Origin of the sequence: Microbacterium sp. NPDC091676, assembly GCF_044756645.1 — a bacterium.
GTDB classification, from domain to species: domain Bacteria; phylum Actinomycetota; class Actinomycetes; order Actinomycetales; family Microbacteriaceae; genus Microbacterium; species Microbacterium paraoxydans_D.
In genome coordinates this window covers 424,082-443,165 of sequence record NZ_JBIVTI010000001.1, presented here as the reverse complement: position 1 = coordinate 443,165, position 19,084 = coordinate 424,082, and the positions used below count along the sequence as shown (strand labels likewise).

Genomic DNA, 19,084 nt, shown 5'->3' with positions numbered 1-19,084 from the left:
GGTCACCCGGGGCCTTCGGCGTTTCCGGATCGTCATAGGACCCTGCCGTCCCCCGGGCGCGAGACACGCAGCCACCGGTAGCCGTAGGCCGGAAGTTCCAGTTCCACCCCGCCGTCGTCGTCGAGGGGCACGCGCCGTGCGTCGAGGAGGTCGACCAGGGTGGTGCCCGCGGGCTCCTCCCCCAGCCGGAACCGCGTCGTCGCCGGCCGCTCCGCGAAGTTGTGGACGGCGATCGTGCGCCCGACATCGGCCTCCAGGGAGTGCACCAGCAGGGCGTCCTGCGGCTGGTCGATGACGCGGAACATCCCCCACCCGAGCTCGGGCGACACCCGGTAGCGCGCGGTCAGGTCGCGGACGAAGTGGAGCAGCGAACCGTGATCCTCGAGCTGGGCGGCGGCGTTCACGTGCGTGGGCGCGTACCCGTCCGTCGGCAACGGCGCGACCAGCCGGGAGGGACGCGCATCGGAGAAGCCGCCGTTGCGATCCGCCGACCACTGCATCGGGGTGCGCACGGCCTGCCGCCCCTCGACGGCGATGTTCTCGCCCATCCCGATCTCCTCGCCGTAGAACAGCACCGGCGTCCCGGGGAGCGTGAAGAGCAGGCTGTACGCCATCCGGATCCTCCGGGGGTCTCCTTCCAGCATCGGGGGGAGGCGGCGTGTGATCCCACGACCGAACACCCGCTGCCGCTCGTCCGGCGCGAAGGCGTCGAAGACCTCCTGGCGCTCGGCCTCGGTCAGCTTGTCGAGGGTGAGCTCGTCGTGGTTCCGAAGGAAGTTCGCCCACTGCACCTCCGGTCCGAGGACGGGCCGCGCGGTGAGCGCGGCGACGAGAGGGGCGGGATCGCGGCGGGTGAGCGACAGATAGAGAGCCTGCATCGCCACGAAGTCGAACTGCATGGTCAGCTCGTCGCCGTCCGCGCCGCCGAAGTAGACCCGCTGCTCCTCGTACGGGAGATTGACCTCGCCCAGCAGGATCGCCTCACTGGAGCGGCGCTGGAGGAAGCGTCGCATGTCCCGCAGCAGCTCGTGCGGGTCGGGGAGGTCGGCCGTCTTCGGGACCTCGAGGAGGAACGGCACGGCGTCCACCCGGAAACCCGAGACGCCGAGCTGCAGCCAGAATCCGATCACCTTCGCGATCTCGTCCCTGACCACGGGGTTGGCGATGTTGAGGTCGGGCTGGTGCTCGTAGAAGCTGTGCTGGTACCACTGCCCCGACTTCTCGTCCTTCGTCCAGATCCCGTCGGCCTGGCCGGGGAAGACCGTGTTCTTCTGGCCCTCGGGCGGCGCATCGTCCCGCCACACGTAGTAGTCGCGATAGGGCGAGTCGACGCTCCGGAGCGCCGCGCGGAACCACGGGTGACGGTCGGAGGTGTGGTTGACGACGAGGTCGACGATCACGCGGATGCCGCGGTCGCGGGCCGTGCGGATCACCTCCACGAGGTCGCCGTGGGTGCCCAGACGAGGGTCCACGCCGTAGAAGTCGCTGACGTCGTAGCCGTCGTCGAGGTCGGGCGAGGGATAGAACGGCATGAGCCACAGGCACGTCACACCGAGCTGTGCCAGGTAGTCGATGCGCTGCGCGAGGCCGCGGAGGTCGCCGACGCCGTCGCCGTCCGCGTCCAGGAAGGTCTCCACGTCGAGGCAGTAGACGACGGCCGTCTTCCACCAGAGGTCGCTCGTGTCGGTGATCTTCATGTGCGCTCTCTCAGGGCCGGGAGGATCTCGGAGGCGGCCGCCTTCAGGAACCCGGTCTGCTCGCGGCCCACGTGGTGCAGGTAGATCCGGTCGAAGCCGACGCCGACGAGCTCCGCCAGCCGTTCCGCGAGGGAACGGGCGTCGTGGTCGACGAGGACCGCCGCGCGCAGCCCCGCCTCGTCGACCTCGCCCACCGCCGCGTCGAAGTCCTCCGGCTGCTCGATGTTCCACGCGAGCGGCGGGGTGACGACGCCCTGCCGCCACTGCTCCTTCGCGGTCGCGTAGGCCTCGGCGTCGTCGGTGCCCCAGCTCACGTGGGTCTGCAGGATGCACGGACCCTGTCCACCGGCCGAGCGATAGGCCTCCACCACCCTCCGGAGCACGGACGGCTCCTGCGCGACGGTGGCGAGCCCGTCCGCCCAGCCGGCCGCCCACTCCGCCGTCTCCGCACTGACCGCGGTGGCGAGGAGCGGCGGCGGCTGAGCCGGGCGGGTCCAGATCCGCGCGCGGTGCACGCGCACGAGACCGTCGTGGTCGACCTCCTCACCGGCCAGCAGCCGGCGGATCACGTCCACGCTCTCGCGCAGCCGCGCGTTCCGGACGTCCTTGGCGGGCCACACCTCACCGGTCACGTGCTCGTTCATCGCCTCCCCGCTGCCGAGCGCGGCCCAGAACCGCCCGGGGAACATCTCCTCCAGCGTCCCGAAGGCCTGCGCCACGATCGCCGGGTGGTATCGCTGTCCCGGCGCGTTGACCATGCCGATGGGGAATCGCGTACGGGCCAAGGCCGCGGCGATCCAGCTGAACGCGAAACCCGACTCCCCCTGCTCGGGCAGCCACGGGGCCAGGTGGTCGGAGCACATCGCCCCGTCGAAGCCGGCCCACTCCGCGCTGACGACCGCGTCGAGCAGCGCGCTGGGCGGGACCTGCTCGTGGGACGCGTGGAATCCGATGAACACCATAGGCCGAGTCTGGCAAGGGACGACGCTCGGCGGCAGTGGTTGACAGGAGCGCCGGGTGCTGCCAGGTGCCCGCGATGTCCGAGGCACGACGTACGCTGCTGCGGTGCCGAAACCCCGACTTCTCCCCGGACCCTGCCCGCTGTGCGGCGGTCTCGCCGGGCTGCGGACGGACGACGCCTGGCACTGCGCGCTCTGCGGATGGCGCTACGGGGACTCCCCCGACCCCGACCTGCCGTTCCCGCGGATCGACGTCGTGTACTACCTCCGCTACGACCGCAGGGTGAAGATCGGCACGAGCAGGCAGCCGCGGCGCCGCCTCGCGAGCATCCGTCATGACGAGCTCCTCGCCTTCGAGAGGGGCGACCGCGTGCGCGAGCAGCAGCGGCATCGCGAGTTCGCCTCCGCCCGCGAAGGCGGCGAGTGGTTCACGCTGACGCCCGAGATCCGCGCGCACATCGCGGTCCTGCAGCAGGACTGCGACCCCTGGCACCAGTACGCGCGGTGGCTCAGCGCCGCGCTCCGGGGATGATCGCGTCTATCACTGCGCGTCCGATCGCACCAGGGGATCCCGCCCTCCGCCGACGGCAGGCAGACTCGCCTGCGAACGGGCGCACCCGGCGCCCCGCGTGAGAGGACAGGACATGAACGGACGAGAGAACATCCCCGCCGACGACGTCAGCGCGCAGGATCCGCTCGCCGGAGACGGGAGCGGCGACCCGAACAGCGACCGCCAGTTCCTGCAGGACCTGCCTCCCGCCCAGGTCGACGCCGAGCAGCAGCAGGAGCATCAGGCCGAAGCCGACGACGAGGAGTAGTCCTCACGACGACGAAGGGGCGACCGGATCGGCATCCGGTCGCCCCTTCGTCATGTCCGGCGTCAGGCGGTCGCCGCGCGTCCGCGCGTGCTCTGCGGCTGCGGCTGGGAGAACAGCACGACGACGATGACGGCGGCACCGACGACGACGTGCGGGAGCCAGACGTTCGGCGCCTCGTCCGCGAAGCCGAACAGCCACGGCGACAGGGCGAGGAAGAGGCTCGCCACGATGTCGAAGACGAGGTGCACGGGCATCGGGATCAGACCGAACGGACCCCACTCGTACTTCGTGAAGAGGCTGTAGACGATGAGGCCGATGCCGAGGACGATCGGGATGACGACGGGGGCTCCGCCCATGCCGGCGAAGCCGAAGAGCCAGGGCGCGGCGATCAGAGCGATTCCGACGACGTAGTCGAGAACACCATGGACCTTGGTCGGGATGAAACGCATGATTCCTCCTTGGGTGCCGCCGGCGGCGACTCACAGGAAGGTTCGGAGCCCCGCGTCGATCGGATGGGACTGCGGCGTCCGTCTCAGCTCTGCGCCCACCCGTATCGCCGCTGGAGCGCTGCCGCGACCCGTGCGTACCGGGTACGGTCCAGGGCCGCCGCCTCCCGGCGGAGACCACGCTCGTGGACGCTGTAGAGCTGTTCGATGTCGACCCACGACTCGCGCCCCTGCCCGTCCCACTCCCCGCTCCCGATCGAGAGGTAGTCACGGTCGCCGTCATGCGGCCTGCTGGTCATCCGCACCGCGTACACGCGCTCGGACGACTGCCGTCCGATCACCAGCACCGGTCGGTCCTTGCCTCGGCCGTCGTTCTCCTCGTACGGCACCCAGGTCCAGACCACCTCGCCCGCATCCGGAGCGCCGTCCCGCTGCGGCGCGTACGCCACGCGGACGGCCGGCATGCGTGCCGCGTCGAGCCGCACGGTCTCGGTGCCGCGGGTCCTCCCCGGCTCCGCGCCGGAGTCCGCCACAGGGGCGGACCGCCGCTCGCGTTCCTCGGCCGTCCGCAGACGCGCGTCCGGGCGCCGCGGACCGGGAGGGGTCTGCGACGCCCGGGAGGAGCCCACTGCTCGGCGCAGGAGGTCCGCGAGTGTCTTCAGGATGCCGTTGCTGGTCGTGCCCACACGGTCACCCTAACCGTCGTCACGCGTTCGCGAGAGCGTAGCCCTCCTCGCCGTGCACGACCTGGTCGACACCGGCGATCTCGTCCTCGTTCGTGATGCGGAACCCGATCGTCTTCTGGATCACGAAGCCGATCACCCAGGCCACCACGAAGGAGTAGATCAGCACTCCGGCCGCGGCGATCACCTGGACGGCGAGCTGGCGGGCGTCGCCGCCGACGAACAGGCCGGTGCCGGTCGCGAAGAAGCCGAGGTACAGGGTGCCGATGAGTCCGCCGACGAGGTGGATACCGACGACGTCGAGCGAGTCGTCGAAGCCGAGGCGGAACTTCAGCTCCACGGCGAGGGCGCAGACGATCCCGGCGACCGCGCCGAGCAGGAGGGACCACCCGGGGGTGAGGTTGGCGCACGCCGGGGTGATCGCCACGAGACCCGCCACGGCGCCGGAAGCGGCGCCGACCGAGGTGGGCTTGCCGTCCTTGATGCGCTCGATGAGGATCCAGCCGAGGATCGCGGCCGCGGTCGCGCCCAGGGTGTTCAAGCCGATGAGGCCGACGCCGCCCATGTCCTCGGCGAGCCACTCCGCACCGGCGTTGAAGCCGAACCAGCCGAACCACAGCAGGGCGGCGCCGAGCAGCGTCAGCGGCACGTTGTGCGGCTTGAGGATGCCCTTCTGGAAGCCGATGCGCTTGCCGAGCACCAGGGCGAGGGCCAGCGCCGCGGCACCCGCGTTGATGTGCACCGCGGTGCCGCCGGCGTAGTCGATCACGCCGATGCCGCTGTCCTCGCCGAACAGGGTGGTGCCGAGGTTCATGATCCAGCCACCGCCCCAGACCCAGGCGGCGACCGGGAAGTAGCCGACGGTCGCGAAGACACCCGCGAAGATCAGCCAGCTGCCGAACTTCGCCCGGTCGGCGATCGCCCCGGAGATGAGGGCGACGGTGATGATCGCGAACGTGGCGCCGTACGCGACGCTGAGGAGGGCGACGTTCGACCCCTCACCCGAGGCGAGGCTGGACAGGCCGATGTCCGCGAAGGGGTTGCCCGCGAAAGCGGTCGGGCTGTCGACGGCGCTCATCGAGAAGCCGAAGAGAATCCACAGCACGGCGACGAGTCCGATCGAGCCGAAGCTCATCATCATCATGCTGACGACGCTCTTCGCCTTGACGAGACCGCCGTAGAAGAACGCGACGCCGGGCGTCATGAGCAGCACCAGTGCCGTCGCGGTGATCGCCCACGAGATGTTGCCGGGAGCATCCATAGGAAAACCTCACATCCGAAGTAGTTGAGAGCTTCAGTGTGACCACGGGCGATTTCGCCCATGCGTGAGGTTTGTTTCCCCGCTGTTACAGCCCGGCTCCGGGTGTGAACATCGCGTTACGTCGGCCTTCGGGCTTACGCAGAATGCGTGAGTGCGTTCAACCGGGAGATGGCGCGCAGGTACTTCTTGCGGTAGCCCCCGGCGAGCATCTCGTCGGAGAAGACGGCATCGAGCCCGACGCCCGTCGCGAGGATCGGGATCTGCGCGTCGTAGACGCGATCGACGAACGCCACGAACCGCAGCGCCTCCGACTGGTCGGTGAGCTGGCGCACGCCCCGCAGGCCCACCCGATGCAACCCGTCGATGAGGCGGATGTAGCGCGAGGGGTGCACCTGGGCGAGGTGCCGGATGAGATCGTCGAACGCGTCGTCCGACACGGCGCCGTCCGCCGCGGCCACCTCCACGGCGGCCCCGTAGGCCGCGTCGTCCAGCGTCACGGCGTGCCCGTCGATCGCGCGCTGCCGGAAGTCGACGCCGTCGATGCGCAGGGTCTGGAAGCTGTCCGACATCGCGTGGATCTCCCGGAGGAAGTCCTGCGCGGCGAAGCGGCCCTCGCCGAGTGCGTTCGGCGGCGTGTTGGAGGTCGCCGCGAGCCGGGTCCCGGTGGGCACGAGCTCACCGAGCAGACGCGTCATCACCATGGTGTCGCCCGGGTCGTCGAGCTCGAACTCGTCGATGCAGAGCAGATCGGCGCCCTTCAGGAGGTCGACGGTGTTCTTGTACCCGAGGGCGCCCACCAGCGCGGTGTACTCGATGAACGAGCCGAAGTACTTCCGGCGCGCGGGCATCGCGTGGTAGATCGACGCGAGCAGGTGGGTCTTGCCCACGCCGAAGCCGCCGTCGAGGTAGACCCCCGGCTTGAGCTCCGGCTCCTTCTTCGCCCTGCTGAACAGACCGCCCCGCTTGACGGGGGCGCCGCGTCCGGCGAACCGGAGCAGCGTCTGCTTCGCCTCCTCCTGCGACGGGTAGGCCGGGTCCGCCCGGTAGCTGTCGAACGTGGCGTCGTCGAACTGCGGCGGCGGCACCAGGCTCGCGAGCATCTCGGGTCCGCTGACCGTCGGCGTGCGCTCGGTGAGGTGGACGGTTCCGGTGCGGGTGGTCGGGTCGGTCATCACGGTCCTGAATCAGGCAACGGCCTGTGTCGAAGTCTTACGGATCGGGTCCCGGAGGCGCGCGGAGGATCTATCGTCGAAGGGACGGATCCACACTACGCCGTCCGCACCGCCCGCTCGCCCGCTCACCGCTACGGAGACCCCATGGCCATCGAGTTCGACTCCTCCTCCCCCAAGTTCGCCGAGTACGCCGAGCCCGGCCGCCTTGTCACGACCGAGTGGCTCGCGGCCCACCTGGGAGAGCCCGGCCTCGTGGTCGTCGAGTCGGACGAGGACGTCCTCCTCTACGAGACGGGCCACATCGCCGGAGCGGTGAAGGTGGACTGGCACACCGAGCTCAACGACCCGGTGGTGCGGGACTACGTCGACGGCGAGGGCTTCGCCGAGCTGCTGAGCCGCAAGGGCATCGCCCGCGACGACACGGTGGTCATCTACGGCGACAAGAACAACTGGTGGGCGGCGTACGCGCTGTGGGTGTTCTCGCTGTTCGGCCACGAGGACGTCCGTCTGCTCGACGGCGGCCGTGACCGCTGGATCGCGGAGGGCCGCGAGCTCACCCGCGAGGCGACGAACCGTCCCGCCACGGAGTACCCGGTGGTGGAGCGGGACGACACGGCCATCCGTGCATACAAGGAGGACGTGCTCGCCCACCTCGGCAACCCGCTCATCGACGTCCGTTCGCCGGAGGAGTACAGCGGAGAGCGCACCACGGCTCCGGCCTACCCGGAGGAGGGGACCCTGCGGGCCGGCCACATCCCCACCGCGCAGAGCGTGCCGTGGGCGAAGGCGGTCGCCGAGGACGGCGGCTTCAAGAGCCGCGCCGAACTCGATGCCATCTACCGGGACGGCGCCGGGCTGCAGGACGGCGACGACGTCGTGGCCTACTGCCGCATCGGGGAGCGCTCGAGCCACACGTGGTTCGTGCTGAAGCACCTCCTCGGCTTCGAGAACGTCCGCAACTACGACGGCTCGTGGACGGAGTGGGGCAGCGCGGTGCGCGTCCCGATCGTCACGGGCACCGAGCCCGGCACCGTCTGAGGTGGGAGAATGGCGGGGATGAACGCCTCCGCCCTGCCCGAGACCCTCGCCGAGATCCGCGACGGATTCCTGGAGACCCCGGAATCGGACCGCCTGCTGCTGCTCCTGGAGTACGCCGACGAGCTGCCCGCCGTCTCCGATGAGGTCGCGGCGCATCCGGAGATGTGCGAGCGCGTCGCGGAATGCCAGTCGCCGGTCTACATCTACGTCGAGGTCCACGACGACGTCGTCACCATGCACGCCACGGCCCCGGAAGAGGCGCCGACGACCCGGGGCTTCGCGAGCATCCTCGTGCAGGGCCTCACCGGACTGACGGCGGACGAGGTGCTGGCGATCCCCGAGGACTACCCGCAGTCGATCGGGCTCACCAAGGCCGTGTCACCGCTGCGGATCGGCGGCATGACCGGCATGCTGATGCGAGCCAAGAACCAGGTCAGGCAGAAGCGCTGAGCCCCTGTGCCGCGAGCCACTCCGTGATGGCCGTGGTCCAGCCCTTCTCGTCGTAGTTCCAGAGCTTGGTGTGCCGGGCGACGGTGAAGCGCGGCATGGTCACGAGGTCCGGACGCGCCTCCTGCAGGGCGTGCGAGGCGTCCGCGGGGACGAAGCCGTCGTCGTCGCTGTGCAGGATGAGGATCGGCGACCGCAGCTCGTCGGCCCGCGCGACCATGTCCAGACGGTCGAACAGGATCGGTTCGTCCGCGCCGCTCAGCCTCGCCGTGAGCGGCAGCTGCAGCGCCCCCATCGCGAGGGCGGGCAGGGGTTCGCGGACCCGGGCGACCCGGGCCTGGAAGCGCAGCACGGTGCGCCAGTCCACGACCGGCGACTCGAGGATGATGCCCGCGATGCGATCCCGATGGCCGGAGTTGACCGCGGCCTGCAACGACACGGCCCCGCCCATGGACCAGCCCATCAGCACGACGCGCTCCGCGCCATGACGCAGCGCGTAGGCGATCCCGGCGTCCACGTCCCGCCACTCCGACGCCCCGAGGGCGTAGGCACCCGCCTTGGTCCGCGGTGCCTCGCCGTCGTTGCGGTACGACACGACGAGCGTGGGCAGCGCCGCCGCGTGCAGCACCGGCACGGCACGGAGGCATTCCGCCCGCGTGGTGCCGCGACCGTGCACCTGGATGACCCAGGTCGAGGAGTCCCCGGGGAAGAACCACGCGGGGCACGGTCCGGCCGGAGAGCCGATGAGCACGTTCTCCCATCGCAGATGCAGCTCGCTCGGCGACGTGTAGTAGCTGCCGCTGAACGAGGCTCCGCGGTCCACCCGGGCTCCGGGGTCGATCTTCGTGAGGAGCTTGCGCCGCACGGTCGTGCTGTCCGCGCTGAGCACCGCGCCGAGCTTGACGTACCCGTAGGTGCCCGTGGTGAAGAGGCCGTATCGCCCCGGCAGCTCGGTGTCGAGGGTGCGGCGGAGCTCGATCGTCTGCGCCCCGGTGTCGATCGCGAGGATCTCGGTGTCGAGGGTGCGACTGCGCAACGGGATGACGACACGGCGCGCCACCGCGATCACGAGGACGCCGACGGCGGCGCCCAGGGCGAGGAGCGCGGGGACAACGATCGCAACGGCGTGCCTGAGACTCTTCATCGCCTTCCGACTCTAGCCTGTTGCCGTGACCGCACACCCCGAGGCCGGGACGCCCTTCGACGCCGCCGTCGCCGAACTGCGCGCGACCATGTTCCGTGACGACATCGCGGTCCGTGAGATCCCCACCCCGCCGAATCTGGCGCCCTTCGCGATCGCCCTGTCCGCCGACGTCCGCCCGGGCGAGGACGGCGATTCCGTGTACGGCACCGGGCGGTTCATCCTCCTGCACGATCCGGACGAACCGGATGCCTGGGGCGGCGCCTGGCGCATCGTGATCTTCGCCCAGGCTCCGCTGGAGACCGAGATCGGCACCGACCCTCTGCTCGCCGACGTCACCTGGTCGTGGCTCGTGGACGCGCTGGATTCCCGGGACGCGATCTCCCACTCCCCGTCCGGCACGTCGACGAAGACGCTGTCGAAGGGATTCGGCGGCCTCGCCGACGAGGGAGACGGGGCACAGATAGAATTGCGGGCGTCCTGGACTCCGGAGGGCCCGTTCCGACCGCACGTCGAAGCATGGGCCGAGCTGGTCGGAATGCTGGCGGGACTTCCGCCGGGCTCCGAGGGCATCGCCGTGATCGGCGCGCGAAAGGCTGTACGTGACTGAATACTCCGTGATCTCCGAAACCGAGGAGTTCCGCGCCGCCTGTGCTGCGCTCGCCGCAGGCACCGGCCCCGTGGCCGTCGACGTGGAGCGGGCATCGGGATTCCGGTACTCGCAGCGGGCGTATCTGGTCCAGGTCTTCCGGCGCGACGCCGGGGTCTTCCTGTTCGACCCGCCCGCGATCGGCGACTTCGCTCCGCTGCAGGAGGCCATCGGCGAGGTCGAGTGGGTGCTCCACGCCGCCAGCCAGGACCTCCCCTCGCTGCGCGAGCTGCACCTGGAGCCGAAGGAGATCTTCGACACCGAGCTCGCCTCCCGCCTGCTCGGTCATGATCGGGTGGGTCTGGCCGCGGTCGTCGAGGACACTCTCGGCATCACCCTGAAGAAGGAGCACTCGGCGGCCGACTGGTCGACCCGTCCGCTGCCCGACTCCTGGCTGGACTACGCCGCGCTGGACGTGCTGCACCTCGTCGACGTCCGTGACGCCCTCGTCGCCGAGCTCGAGGAACAGGGCAAGACCGCCTTCGCCGCCCAGGAGTTCGCCGCCACCCTGGCCCGAGCCCCGAAGGCCCCGCGCGAAGACCCCTGGCGGCGGCTGAGCGGTCTCCACCAGGTGCGCGGCGCCCGCAACCTCGCCGTCGCCCGCGCCCTGTGGGAGGCGCGGGAGATGTACGCGCAGCAGCAGGACATCTCCCCCGGCCGCCTCGTGCCCGACCGTTCCCTCGTCGCCGCGGTCCTCGCCAACCCGGCCTCCAAGCAGGCCCTCGCGGGGGTCAAGGAGTTCCAGGGCCGCGCGAGCCGCACCCAGCTCGACCGTTGGTGGCAGGCGATCGTCGACGGCCGTGCCGCCGAGACGCTGCCGCGCGAGCGCGTGCCGAGCGACGCGCTCCCCCCGCCCCGCGCCTGGGGCGACCGCAATCCGGAGGCGGACGCCCGCCTGAAGGCGGCCCGTCCCGCCGTCGAGGCGGTCGCGGAGGAGCTGGGCATGCCCACCGAGAACCTCCTCACGCCCGAGTACCTGCGCCGGGTCGCGTGGGATGGCCCCGACGCCACGGCGGAAGAGGTCGGCGCCGCCCTGTCCGCGCTCGGGGCACGCCCCTGGCAGGTTGAACAGACTGCACAGAAGATCGCCGACGCCTTTGTAGAGGCGACGCAATCGCCCGACACCACGTCCGCGACCGCTTCGTAGGTTCGATCCAACCGATTCCTCCCGGTTTCCGGCCGTTCATAGACTGAGGCCACCGCACTAACTTGGAGGCAGAGTGGCCGAGATCTCGGACGTCTTCTTCGTCGATGGAGTGCGCACCCCCTTCGGGCGCGCCGGCGAAAAGGGCATGTACTGGAACACCCGCGCGGATGACCTCGCCGTCAAGGCGACCATCGGCCTGATGGAACGCAACGCGGCCGTGCCGGCGGATCGCATCGACGATGTCGCCATCGCGGCGACGAGCCAGACCGGCGACCAGGGGCTCACCCTCGGCCGGTCGGTGGCGATCCTCGCCGGACTCCCCCAGACCGTCCCCGGACTCGCGGTCGAGCGCATGTGCGCCGGCGCGATGACGAGCGTGACGACCATGGGCGCCTCGATCGGCGTGGGCATGTACGACCTCGCCCTCGCCGGCGGCGTCGAGCACATGGGTCACCACCCGATCGGCGCGAACGCCGACCCGAACCCGCGCTTCGTGGCGGAGAAGATGGTCGACCCGGGCGCTCTCAACATGGGCGTCACCGCGGAGCGCATCTTCGACCGCTTCCCGCACCTCACCAAGGAGCGCTCCGACCGCTACGGCATGCGCAGCCAGCAGAAGGTGCAGGCCGCGTACGACGCCGGCAAGATCCAGCCGGACCTCGTGTCCGTCGCGATCAAGGGTGCCGACGGCGCCTGGGGCCTCGCCACCGAGGACGAGGGCCGCCGTCCGCAGACCACGATGGAGGACCTCGCCGGCCTCAAGACGCCCTTCCGCCCGCACGGCCGGGTGACCGCCGGGACGTCCTCGCCGCTCACCGACGGCGCGACGATGTCCCTGCTCGCCGGCGGCGGCGCGGTCAAGGAGCTCGGACTGGCACCGAAGATGCGGATGGTCTCGTTCGCCTTCGCCGGTGTGCAGCCCGAGATCATGGGCATCGGCCCGATCCCTTCGACCGAGAAGGCGCTCAAGAAGGCCGGTCTGGACATCTCCGACATCGGGCTCTTCGAGCTCAACGAGGCGTTCGCCATCCAGGTGATCTCCCTTCTCGACCACTTCGGCATCGACGACGACGACCCTCGTGTGAACCCGTGGGGCGGCGCGATCGCCGTCGGTCACCCGCTGGCCGCCTCCGGCGTCCGCCTGATGATCCAGCTCGCGGCGCAGTTCGCCGAGCGCCCGGACGTGCGCTACGGCCTGACGGCCATGTGCGTGGGTCTCGGCCAGGGCGGTTCGGTCATCTGGGAGAACCCGCACTACGACGGAAAGAAGAAGAAGTGAGCTACGACGACGTCGACTTCTCGCCCATCCAGGCACTCACCGAGGGAGAGGTCGTCACGCACTCCCCCGTGCGCGACATCCGCCTCGCCTCGGGGAAGATCCTCGCCCTGATCACGCTGGACAACGGTCGTGACCACACCCGCCCGAACACCCTGGGCCCGGCCACCCTCACCGAGCTCGGCGCGACGCTGGACGGACTCAAGGCCCGGGCGGCGGCGGGAGAGATCCAGGCGGTCGGCATCACCGGCAAGCAGTACATCATGGCCGCCGGCGCCGACCTCTCGGACATCAGCAAGGTCGGCTCGCGCGACAACGCGCGTCTGATCGCCCAGCTCGGCCACAAGGTCCTCGGCAAGCTGAGCGAGCTCGGGGTGCCGTCGTTCGCGTTCGTGAACGGCCTCGCGCTCGGCGGCGGCCTGGAGATCGCCCTGAACTCCACGTACCGCACGGTCGACGCCTCGGCCGCGGCCGTGGCGCTGCCGGAGGTCTTCCTCGGCATCATCCCCGGTTGGGGCGGCGCCTACCTGCTGCCGAACCTCATCGGCATCGAGAACGCCCTCGAGGTGGTCATCTCCAATCCGCTCAAGCAGAACCGCATGCTGAAGCCCCAGCAGGCCTTCGACCTCGGCATCTTCGACGCCATCTTCCCTGCCGCGACCTACCTCGAGAACTCCCTCGCGTGGGCGGACGCGGTCCTCGGCGGCAAGAAGGTCGTGCGCAAGAACGAGCCGGGCAAGATCGAGCGCCTCACCAAGTGGCCGATCGCCATCAAGATGGCCCGCGGCATGCTGGAGTCGAAGATCGGCACCGTGCCGAAGTCGCCGTACGCCGCCCTCGAGCTGCTCGACAAGGCGAAGAGCGGCACCAAGGCGGAGGGCTTCGCCCGCGAGGACGAGGCGCTGGCGGAACTCGTGACCGGCGATCAGTTCGCGGCCTCGATGTACGCGTTCGACCTCGTGCAGAAGCGCGCGAAGCGTCCGGTCGGGGCCCCCGACAAGGAGCTCGCGAAGAAGGTCACCAAGGTCGGCATCATCGGCGCGGGTCTCATGGCCAGCCAGTTCGCGCTGCTGTTCGTGCGCAAGCTGCAGGTGCCGGTGCTCATCACCGACCTGGACCAGGCGCGCGTCGACAAGGGTGTCGCCTACATCCACGAGGAGATCGGCAAGCTGGAGACCAAGGGCCGGGTGGACGCGGACACCGCGAACAAGCTGCGCGGCCTCGTCACGGGCACCACCGACAAGAGCCTCTACGCGGACTGCGACTTCGTCATCGAGGCGGTCTTCGAGGAGGTCGGCGTCAAGCAGCAGGTCTTCGGCGAGATCGAGAAGATCATCGCGGAGGACGCGGTGCTCGCCACGAACACGTCGTCGCTGTCGGTCGAGGAGATCGGCGCGAAGCTGGCCCACCCGGAGCGGCTCGTCGGCTTCCACTTCTTCAACCCGGTCGCGGTCATGCCGCTGATCGAGATCGTGAAGACGCCGGCGACGGCGGACACCGCGCTGTCGACCGCGTTCGTCGTCGCCAGGAACCTCGGCAAGAACGCGGTGCTCACCGCCGACGCCCCGGGCTTCGTGGTGAACCGTCTGCTCGCGAAGGTCATGGGCGAGGCGGCGCGCGCCGTCTACGAAGGCACCCCGATCGCCGACGTCGAGAAGGCGTTCGCGCCGCTCGGCCTGCCGATGGGTCCCTTCCAGCTCATCGACCTCGTCGGCTGGAAGGTCGCCGCGCACGTGCAGGACACGATGGTGCGCGCGTTCCCCGACCGGTTCTACGCCAACGAGAACTTCCATGCCCTGGCCGAACTCGACCAGGTCGTCGAGAAGGACAAGGGCGGCCGCGTGGTCGGCTGGACGAAGCAGGCCGAGAAGGTCCTCGCTCCCGCCGTCGGCAAGAGCCCGGCGTCGGCGGCGACGATCCTGCAGCGTGTGCAGGACGGACTCGCGACCGAGATCAAGCGGATGCTCGACGAGGGCGTCGTGCCGGAGGTCGAGGACATCGACCTGTGCCTCATCCTCGGCGCGGGATGGCCGTTCATCGACGGTGGGGCGTCGCCGTACCTCGACCGCGAGGGAGCGTCCGAGCGCGCGTTCGGCGGCTCGTTCCACACGCCGCAGATCCGCGGCGTGGAGAACCGCTGATCACATCTCCGCAGGGGGTCCCGCCGAAGGCGTGGCCCCCTGTGTCGTCCCCGGCGCCGGCCGGGAATCCGGCTCCCCGCGTCGTGGCCAGTGCGACAGGGCGTGCTCCGCGAGGGCGGTGATGGTCAGGGAGGGATTCACCCCCGGATTCGCGGGCACGGCGGCTCCGTCGACGACATGCAGTCCGGGGTGTCCCCAGACGCGCTGATACTCGTCCACGACGCCGTGCTCCGGCGAACCGGAGATGACCGCCCCGCCAAGGAAGTGCGCGGTGAGCGGGATCCCGAAGACCTCCGGCCAGGAGCCGCGCGCCTCGGTGGGCACACCGCCCTCGCGCTGCAGACGGGCAGCGATGGCACGGGCGGCACGATGCGCCTCCGGGAGGTGGCTGGGGTTCGGCGCGCCGTGCCCCTGGGCGCTCGTGAGCTGCACGCGCCCGAAGCGCCGCCGCAGCGACAGCGTGAGCGAGTTGTCGGCGGTCTGCATGACGAGCGCGATGATCCCCCGCTCGCTCCAGCGTCGGAGAGAAGCGAGGCGCAGGGCCCGCGCGGGGCGGCGCAGCACCTGCCCCGCGAGCGCGACCAGGCGGCCCGGCAGGCCGCGGTCCCCGGGGACCAGCACGGTGGCGAGAGCGCCCATCAGGTTCGATCCCGGACCGTAGCGGACGTTCTCGACGTGGGTGCGCTCGTCCACGTGGAACGAGGTGGTGATCGCCACGCCGCGCGCCAGCTCCACTCCCTCGGGCACTCGGACGGCGACGGCCCCGTCCAAGGCCTCCGAATTGGTGCGCGTGAGCCGGCCCACGGCGTCGGAGATCCGTGGCAGCGCTCCGGCGTCCTTCATCCGGTGCAGGAGCTGTTGGGTGCCCCAGGTCCCCGCGGCCAGCACGACCTCTCGCGCGGTGACCGTGCGAGCCCGCCGCCGGAACCACGCCCCGCTGCGCCGCGTCGTGACGGAGAAACCGCCGTCCGGCAGCTCCCGCACCTCGGTGACGGTGCGCAGCGGCTCGATGACCGCTCCGCGGCGCTCGGCGAGGGCGAGGTAGTTCTTCACCAGGGTGTTCTTCGCACCGACGCGGCAGCCGACCATGCAGTTGCCGCAGAGCGTGCATCCCGTGCGCTCCGGACCCTCACCGCCGAAGAACGGATCGGCGACCGTCTCCCCCGGCTCCCCGAACCACACGCCGACCGGGGCTCGACGGAAGGTCGCGCCCACCCCGAGGTCCTCCGCGGCTCCGGCCATGATCCGTTCCACCGGACCCTCGTGCGGGTAGCGCTCCACGACACCGAGCATGCGCCGGGCCGTGGCGTAATGCGGTGCCAGTGCCGCGCGCCAGTCTCGGATCGACGCCCATTGAGGGTCGGCGAAGAATGCCGCGCCCGGTTCGTACAGCGTGTTCGCGTAGTTGAGCGACCCGCCGCCGACGCCCGCGCCGGCGAGGATCATGACGTGCGGCAGCCGATGGATGCGCTGCACCCCGAAGCACCCGAGCGCCGGGGCCCAGAGATAGCGACGCACGTCCCAGCTCGTCTTCGCGAAGTCCTCATCGGCGAAGCGCCGCCCGGCTTCGAACACACGGACGCGGTAGCCCTTCTCCGTGAGCCGGAGCGCCGCGACGGATCCGCCGAACCCCGACCCGACGATGACGACGTCCTCATCGAACATGCGCGTCCCTCCGCTCCGCCCGGGTCATGACGGTCAGTGCCCCCGCCCGGACCGAGATCGTGCAGGAATCCTCCCCCACGCGCTCGCCGTCCGCGTAGGCCACGAGGCCCGGAGCGGAGACCGTGACGGTGCGGGCGCGCAGGTGACGGACCTCGGGCCGTGCGAGGTGCGTCCCGCGCAGGAGGAGCGGGAACAGGCGCACCAGCCGGAGGCGGCCCAGGGGGCCCACGGCGACGACGTCCAGGGCGCCGTCGTCCGGGGCCGCACCCACGCAGACCGGCATCCCCCCGCCGTAGCTGGCCGTGTTCCCGACCGCCACGAGAGTGCCGCGGGCCGGGGTCACCGGGCCGTCATCGGCACGGATCGTGAAATCGAGGGGACGCAGCCGGATGAGCTCGATCAGCAGCGCGAGGTAGTACCGCAACGCGCCGGAGGGCCAGCGGAGGCGGTTGGTGCGATCGCTCACTTGGGCGTCGAACCCCAGAGCCGCCACGGTGAGGAACAGCGAGGTGCCCGTCGCGGTCCGCACCTCGCCGATGTCGATGGCACGGGGCACGCCGGTCAGCGCGAGCTCGACCGCCTCCGCCACGTCCGCGCGCGGCAGCCCGAGCGCGCGCGCCAGATCGTTCCCCGTGCCGGCGGGGACGACCGTGACCGGGACGCCCGCGGCGCACACGAGCTCGAGGATGCCGGAGAGGGTGCCGTCGCCGCCGACCACGACGAGTCCGTCCGGTGCCGCGTCCAGCGCGGCCCCGGCCAGCCGCCTCGTATCCGCAGCCGACTCTCCGACATAGACGCGGACGACGGCGCCCCGCTGCCGCAGATGATCGAGCGCGTCCTGCGCGACCCGCTGTCCGCGGCCCTTGCCGGACAGCGGGTTCGACAGCACCGCGATGTGACCCATGTCAGACGGTCGCCCTCTGCCCGCCGTCGACGAGGACGGCGCCCGGGTTCATGATGCCGCGAGGATCGAGTTCCCGCTTCACGGCGGTGAGGATCCGCACGCCGGTGTCCCCGATCTCCTGCGCGAGCCAGGGGGCGTGATCGCGACCCACGGCGTGATGGTGGCTGATCGTCCCGCCGTTCGCGAGGATCGCGTCGTTCACCCTGCCCTTCACGACGGTCCAGGCGCCGAGCGGATCCTGTCGCAGCCCGGCGAGCACCGTGAAGTAGAGGGACGCGCCGGTCGGGTACACGTGCGAGACATGGCACATGACGTACGTGCGCGCATCGACCGCATCGAAGCCGTCCCGCAGCGCCGCCTCGACGGCCTCCTTCAGCGTGCGCAGGTTCGACCACGTGGTCGCGGTCTCCAGCGTCTCGCAGAACACCCCGGCGTCGAGGAGAGCATCGCGCAGATACGGACCGTCGAAGCGTCCCGCCGCCCATTCCTCCGCGTCGCCGGTGCCCGCCGAGCGACCGCCGACCGCGGCGAGGATCTCCGCGGTCCGGTCCCGGCGCGCCGCGGCGTCGTCGCCCTCGAACACCGTCACGACGCTCGCCCCTTTCGCGAGAGCCTTCCCGATCCGGCCGACCTGGGCGAGGCTCACGGCGGTCTCGGCTTCATCCGAGAGCCGGATGACCGTGGGGCCGGCTCCCTGCTGGACGACCCGGCGGAGAGCGTCGGCCCCGCGGTCGAAGTCGGGAAAGGACCACGACTCGAAGATCCGCACCGTCGGTACCGGGTGCACGCGGACGCGGACCTCCGTGATCACGCCGAAGATCCCCTCGGATCCCAGGAAGAGGCGGAGGAGATCGGGCCCGGCCGCCGATCCCGGCGCGCGGCCGAGGTCGAGGTCGCCCGTCGGTGTCGCGACGCGGATCCCCGTCACCATCGCGTCGAAGCGGCCGTTGCCCGCCGAGTTCTGGCCGGACGATCGGGCAGCGGCGAAACCGCCGATGGTCGCGTACCGGAAGCTCTGCGGGAAGTGCCCCAGCTCGAACCCGTGCGCCGACAGCAGCGCTTCGGCCTCGGGTCCGGTCGTGCCTGCCGCGAGGGTCGCCTCGCCGCTGATCGCGTCGAGCCGGAGCAGCCCGGACAGCCGACGCAGGTCCAGGCTGAGGACCGCACGGTGCGCGCCGGACTGCGGGTCCAGCGCCCCGACGACGCTCGTTCCCCCGCCGAAGGGGATCACGGCGATCCCGCGCTCCCCCGCCAGCGCGAGGCAGGCGCGCACGGCGTCGTGGTCCGCGGGGAACACGACGGCGTCGGGCGCGTCCTGCTCGGCAGCCCGCCGCCGCAGGAGATCGGGCGTGGAGCGCCCCCCGGCATGCCGAAGGCGCTCCGACGACGTGGCGTCGACCGCGTCAGGACCGACCGCCGCCACCAGCGCGTCCAGGTCATCGGCCGTCAGCCGGGAGGGCGGCACACGCACGTCCTCCAGCGCGGGCGGACGCGGCGGACGGGGAACACGGCCCAGCAGCAGTGGCAGCAGTCCGCGGACCGCGAGCGGGAGGTCTTTCGCCCGTTCCGGGTCGCCCCAGCCGTTCCAGCGCATCTCGGGTCTGTCGGCTGCTCTGCCGTTCCGCTGCTCCATGGGTTAC

Annotated in this window: 18 protein-coding genes; 8 read left to right on the top strand and 10 right to left on the bottom strand. The window is 70.9% G+C overall.

What is annotated here, in order from left to right; all coding sequences use genetic code 11:
• Positions 1-32 precede the first annotated feature (32 nt).
• On the bottom strand, positions 33-1,697 hold the full coding sequence (locus tag ACIQID_RS02270) for an alpha-amylase family protein (RefSeq protein ID WP_400281650.1): 1,665 nt from the start codon (positions 1,695-1,697) through the stop codon (positions 33-35).
• The gene (locus ACIQID_RS02265; protein ID WP_312672416.1) at positions 1,694-2,659 is read right to left on the bottom strand and encodes a TIGR03885 family FMN-dependent LLM class oxidoreductase; all 966 of its coding nucleotides are present in this window, start codon (positions 2,657-2,659) and stop codon (positions 1,694-1,696) included. The genes ACIQID_RS02270 and ACIQID_RS02265 overlap by 4 nt, the downstream gene beginning before the upstream one ends.
• A gap of 103 nt (positions 2,660-2,762) precedes the next feature.
• Here ACIQID_RS02265 and ACIQID_RS02260 point away from each other — a divergent pair, with 103 nt between their 5' ends.
• Together ACIQID_RS02260 and ACIQID_RS02255 are read left to right on the top strand one after the other, a co-directional pair.
• Entirely contained in the window at positions 2,763-3,188 is a 426-nt protein-coding gene (locus ACIQID_RS02260; protein ID WP_400281647.1) for a GIY-YIG nuclease family protein, read from the top strand.
• A 112-nt stretch (positions 3,189-3,300) separates the two neighbouring features.
• Positions 3,301-3,474 (top strand): hypothetical protein, encoded by a 174-nt coding sequence (locus tag ACIQID_RS02255; protein ID WP_400281644.1) that lies wholly within the window; start codon positions 3,301-3,303, stop codon positions 3,472-3,474.
• A 62-nt stretch (positions 3,475-3,536) separates the two neighbouring features.
• On the opposite strand, the gene ACIQID_RS02250 is transcribed toward ACIQID_RS02255, so the two are convergent.
• The 4 genes from ACIQID_RS02250 to zapE all read right to left on the bottom strand — a co-directional run bounded on the left by ACIQID_RS02250 (position 3,537) and on the right by zapE (position 7,036).
• Entirely contained in the window at positions 3,537-3,923 is a 387-nt protein-coding gene (locus tag ACIQID_RS02250; RefSeq protein ID WP_400281641.1) for an SPW repeat protein, read from the bottom strand.
• Positions 3,924-4,006: 83 nt separating this feature from the next.
• Positions 4,007-4,606: a type II toxin-antitoxin system PemK/MazF family toxin gene (locus ACIQID_RS02245; RefSeq protein ID WP_400281638.1), complete on the bottom strand. Its 600-nt coding sequence runs from the start codon at positions 4,604-4,606 to the stop codon at positions 4,007-4,009.
• A gap of 19 nt (positions 4,607-4,625) precedes the next feature.
• The gene (locus ACIQID_RS02240) at positions 4,626-5,864 is read right to left on the bottom strand and encodes an ammonium transporter (RefSeq protein ID WP_312672411.1); all 1,239 of its coding nucleotides are present in this window, start codon (positions 5,862-5,864) and stop codon (positions 4,626-4,628) included.
• A 134-nt stretch (positions 5,865-5,998) separates the two neighbouring features.
• Positions 5,999-7,036 (bottom strand): cell division protein ZapE, encoded by a 1,038-nt coding sequence (zapE, locus tag ACIQID_RS02235; protein ID WP_400281633.1) that lies wholly within the window; start codon positions 7,034-7,036, stop codon positions 5,999-6,001.
• 144 nt (positions 7,037-7,180) lie between these two features.
• Here zapE and ACIQID_RS02230 point away from each other — a divergent pair, with 144 nt between their 5' ends.
• Both ACIQID_RS02230 and ACIQID_RS02225 read left to right on the top strand, forming a co-directional pair.
• On the top strand, positions 7,181-8,074 hold the full coding sequence (locus ACIQID_RS02230; protein ID WP_400281630.1) for a sulfurtransferase: 894 nt from the start codon (positions 7,181-7,183) through the stop codon (positions 8,072-8,074).
• A gap of 18 nt (positions 8,075-8,092) precedes the next feature.
• On the top strand, positions 8,093-8,524 hold the full coding sequence (locus tag ACIQID_RS02225; RefSeq protein WP_025103555.1) for a SufE family protein: 432 nt from the start codon (positions 8,093-8,095) through the stop codon (positions 8,522-8,524).
• Here the strand turns inward: ACIQID_RS02225 and ACIQID_RS02220 are convergent.
• The gene (locus tag ACIQID_RS02220; RefSeq protein ID WP_400281626.1) at positions 8,508-9,665 is read right to left on the bottom strand and encodes an alpha/beta hydrolase family protein; all 1,158 of its coding nucleotides are present in this window, start codon (positions 9,663-9,665) and stop codon (positions 8,508-8,510) included. The genes ACIQID_RS02225 and ACIQID_RS02220 overlap by 17 nt on opposite strands.
• 25 nt (positions 9,666-9,690) lie before the next feature.
• On the opposite strand from ACIQID_RS02220, the gene ACIQID_RS02215 reads away from it, so the two are divergent.
• The 4 genes from ACIQID_RS02215 to ACIQID_RS02200 all read left to right on the top strand — a co-directional run bounded on the left by ACIQID_RS02215 (position 9,691) and on the right by ACIQID_RS02200 (position 14,875).
• Complete coding sequence (locus ACIQID_RS02215; protein WP_400281623.1) at positions 9,691-10,272, top strand: DUF3000 domain-containing protein; 582 nt, start codon at positions 9,691-9,693, stop codon at positions 10,270-10,272.
• Positions 10,265-11,458: an HRDC domain-containing protein gene (locus tag ACIQID_RS02210; RefSeq protein ID WP_312672406.1), complete on the top strand. Its 1,194-nt coding sequence runs from the start codon at positions 10,265-10,267 to the stop codon at positions 11,456-11,458. The genes ACIQID_RS02215 and ACIQID_RS02210 overlap by 8 nt, the downstream gene beginning before the upstream one ends.
• Positions 11,459-11,531: 73 nt before the next feature.
• The gene (locus ACIQID_RS02205) at positions 11,532-12,737 is read left to right on the top strand and encodes a thiolase family protein (protein WP_187661554.1); all 1,206 of its coding nucleotides are present in this window, start codon (positions 11,532-11,534) and stop codon (positions 12,735-12,737) included.
• Positions 12,734-14,875: a 3-hydroxyacyl-CoA dehydrogenase NAD-binding domain-containing protein gene (locus tag ACIQID_RS02200; protein WP_312672405.1), complete on the top strand. Its 2,142-nt coding sequence runs from the start codon at positions 12,734-12,736 to the stop codon at positions 14,873-14,875. Before ACIQID_RS02205 ends, ACIQID_RS02200 begins: the two co-directional genes overlap by 4 nt.
• On the opposite strand, the gene ACIQID_RS02195 is transcribed toward ACIQID_RS02200, so the two are convergent.
• From ACIQID_RS02195 to ACIQID_RS02185, 3 genes are read right to left on the bottom strand one after another with little or no spacing between them, the layout of a single operon-like run.
• Complete coding sequence (locus ACIQID_RS02195) at positions 14,876-16,540, bottom strand: GMC oxidoreductase (protein WP_400281618.1); 1,665 nt, start codon at positions 16,538-16,540, stop codon at positions 14,876-14,878.
• Complete coding sequence (locus ACIQID_RS02190; RefSeq protein WP_400281615.1) at positions 16,530-17,444, bottom strand: YegS/Rv2252/BmrU family lipid kinase; 915 nt, start codon at positions 17,442-17,444, stop codon at positions 16,530-16,532. Before ACIQID_RS02190 ends, ACIQID_RS02195 begins: the two co-directional genes overlap by 11 nt.
• Before the next feature lies 1 nt (position 17,445).
• A complete protein-coding gene (locus ACIQID_RS02185) occupies positions 17,446-19,077 on the bottom strand; it encodes an FAD-binding oxidoreductase (protein ID WP_400281612.1) in 1,632 nt (543 codons plus the stop codon).
• Positions 19,078-19,084 lie beyond the last annotated feature (7 nt).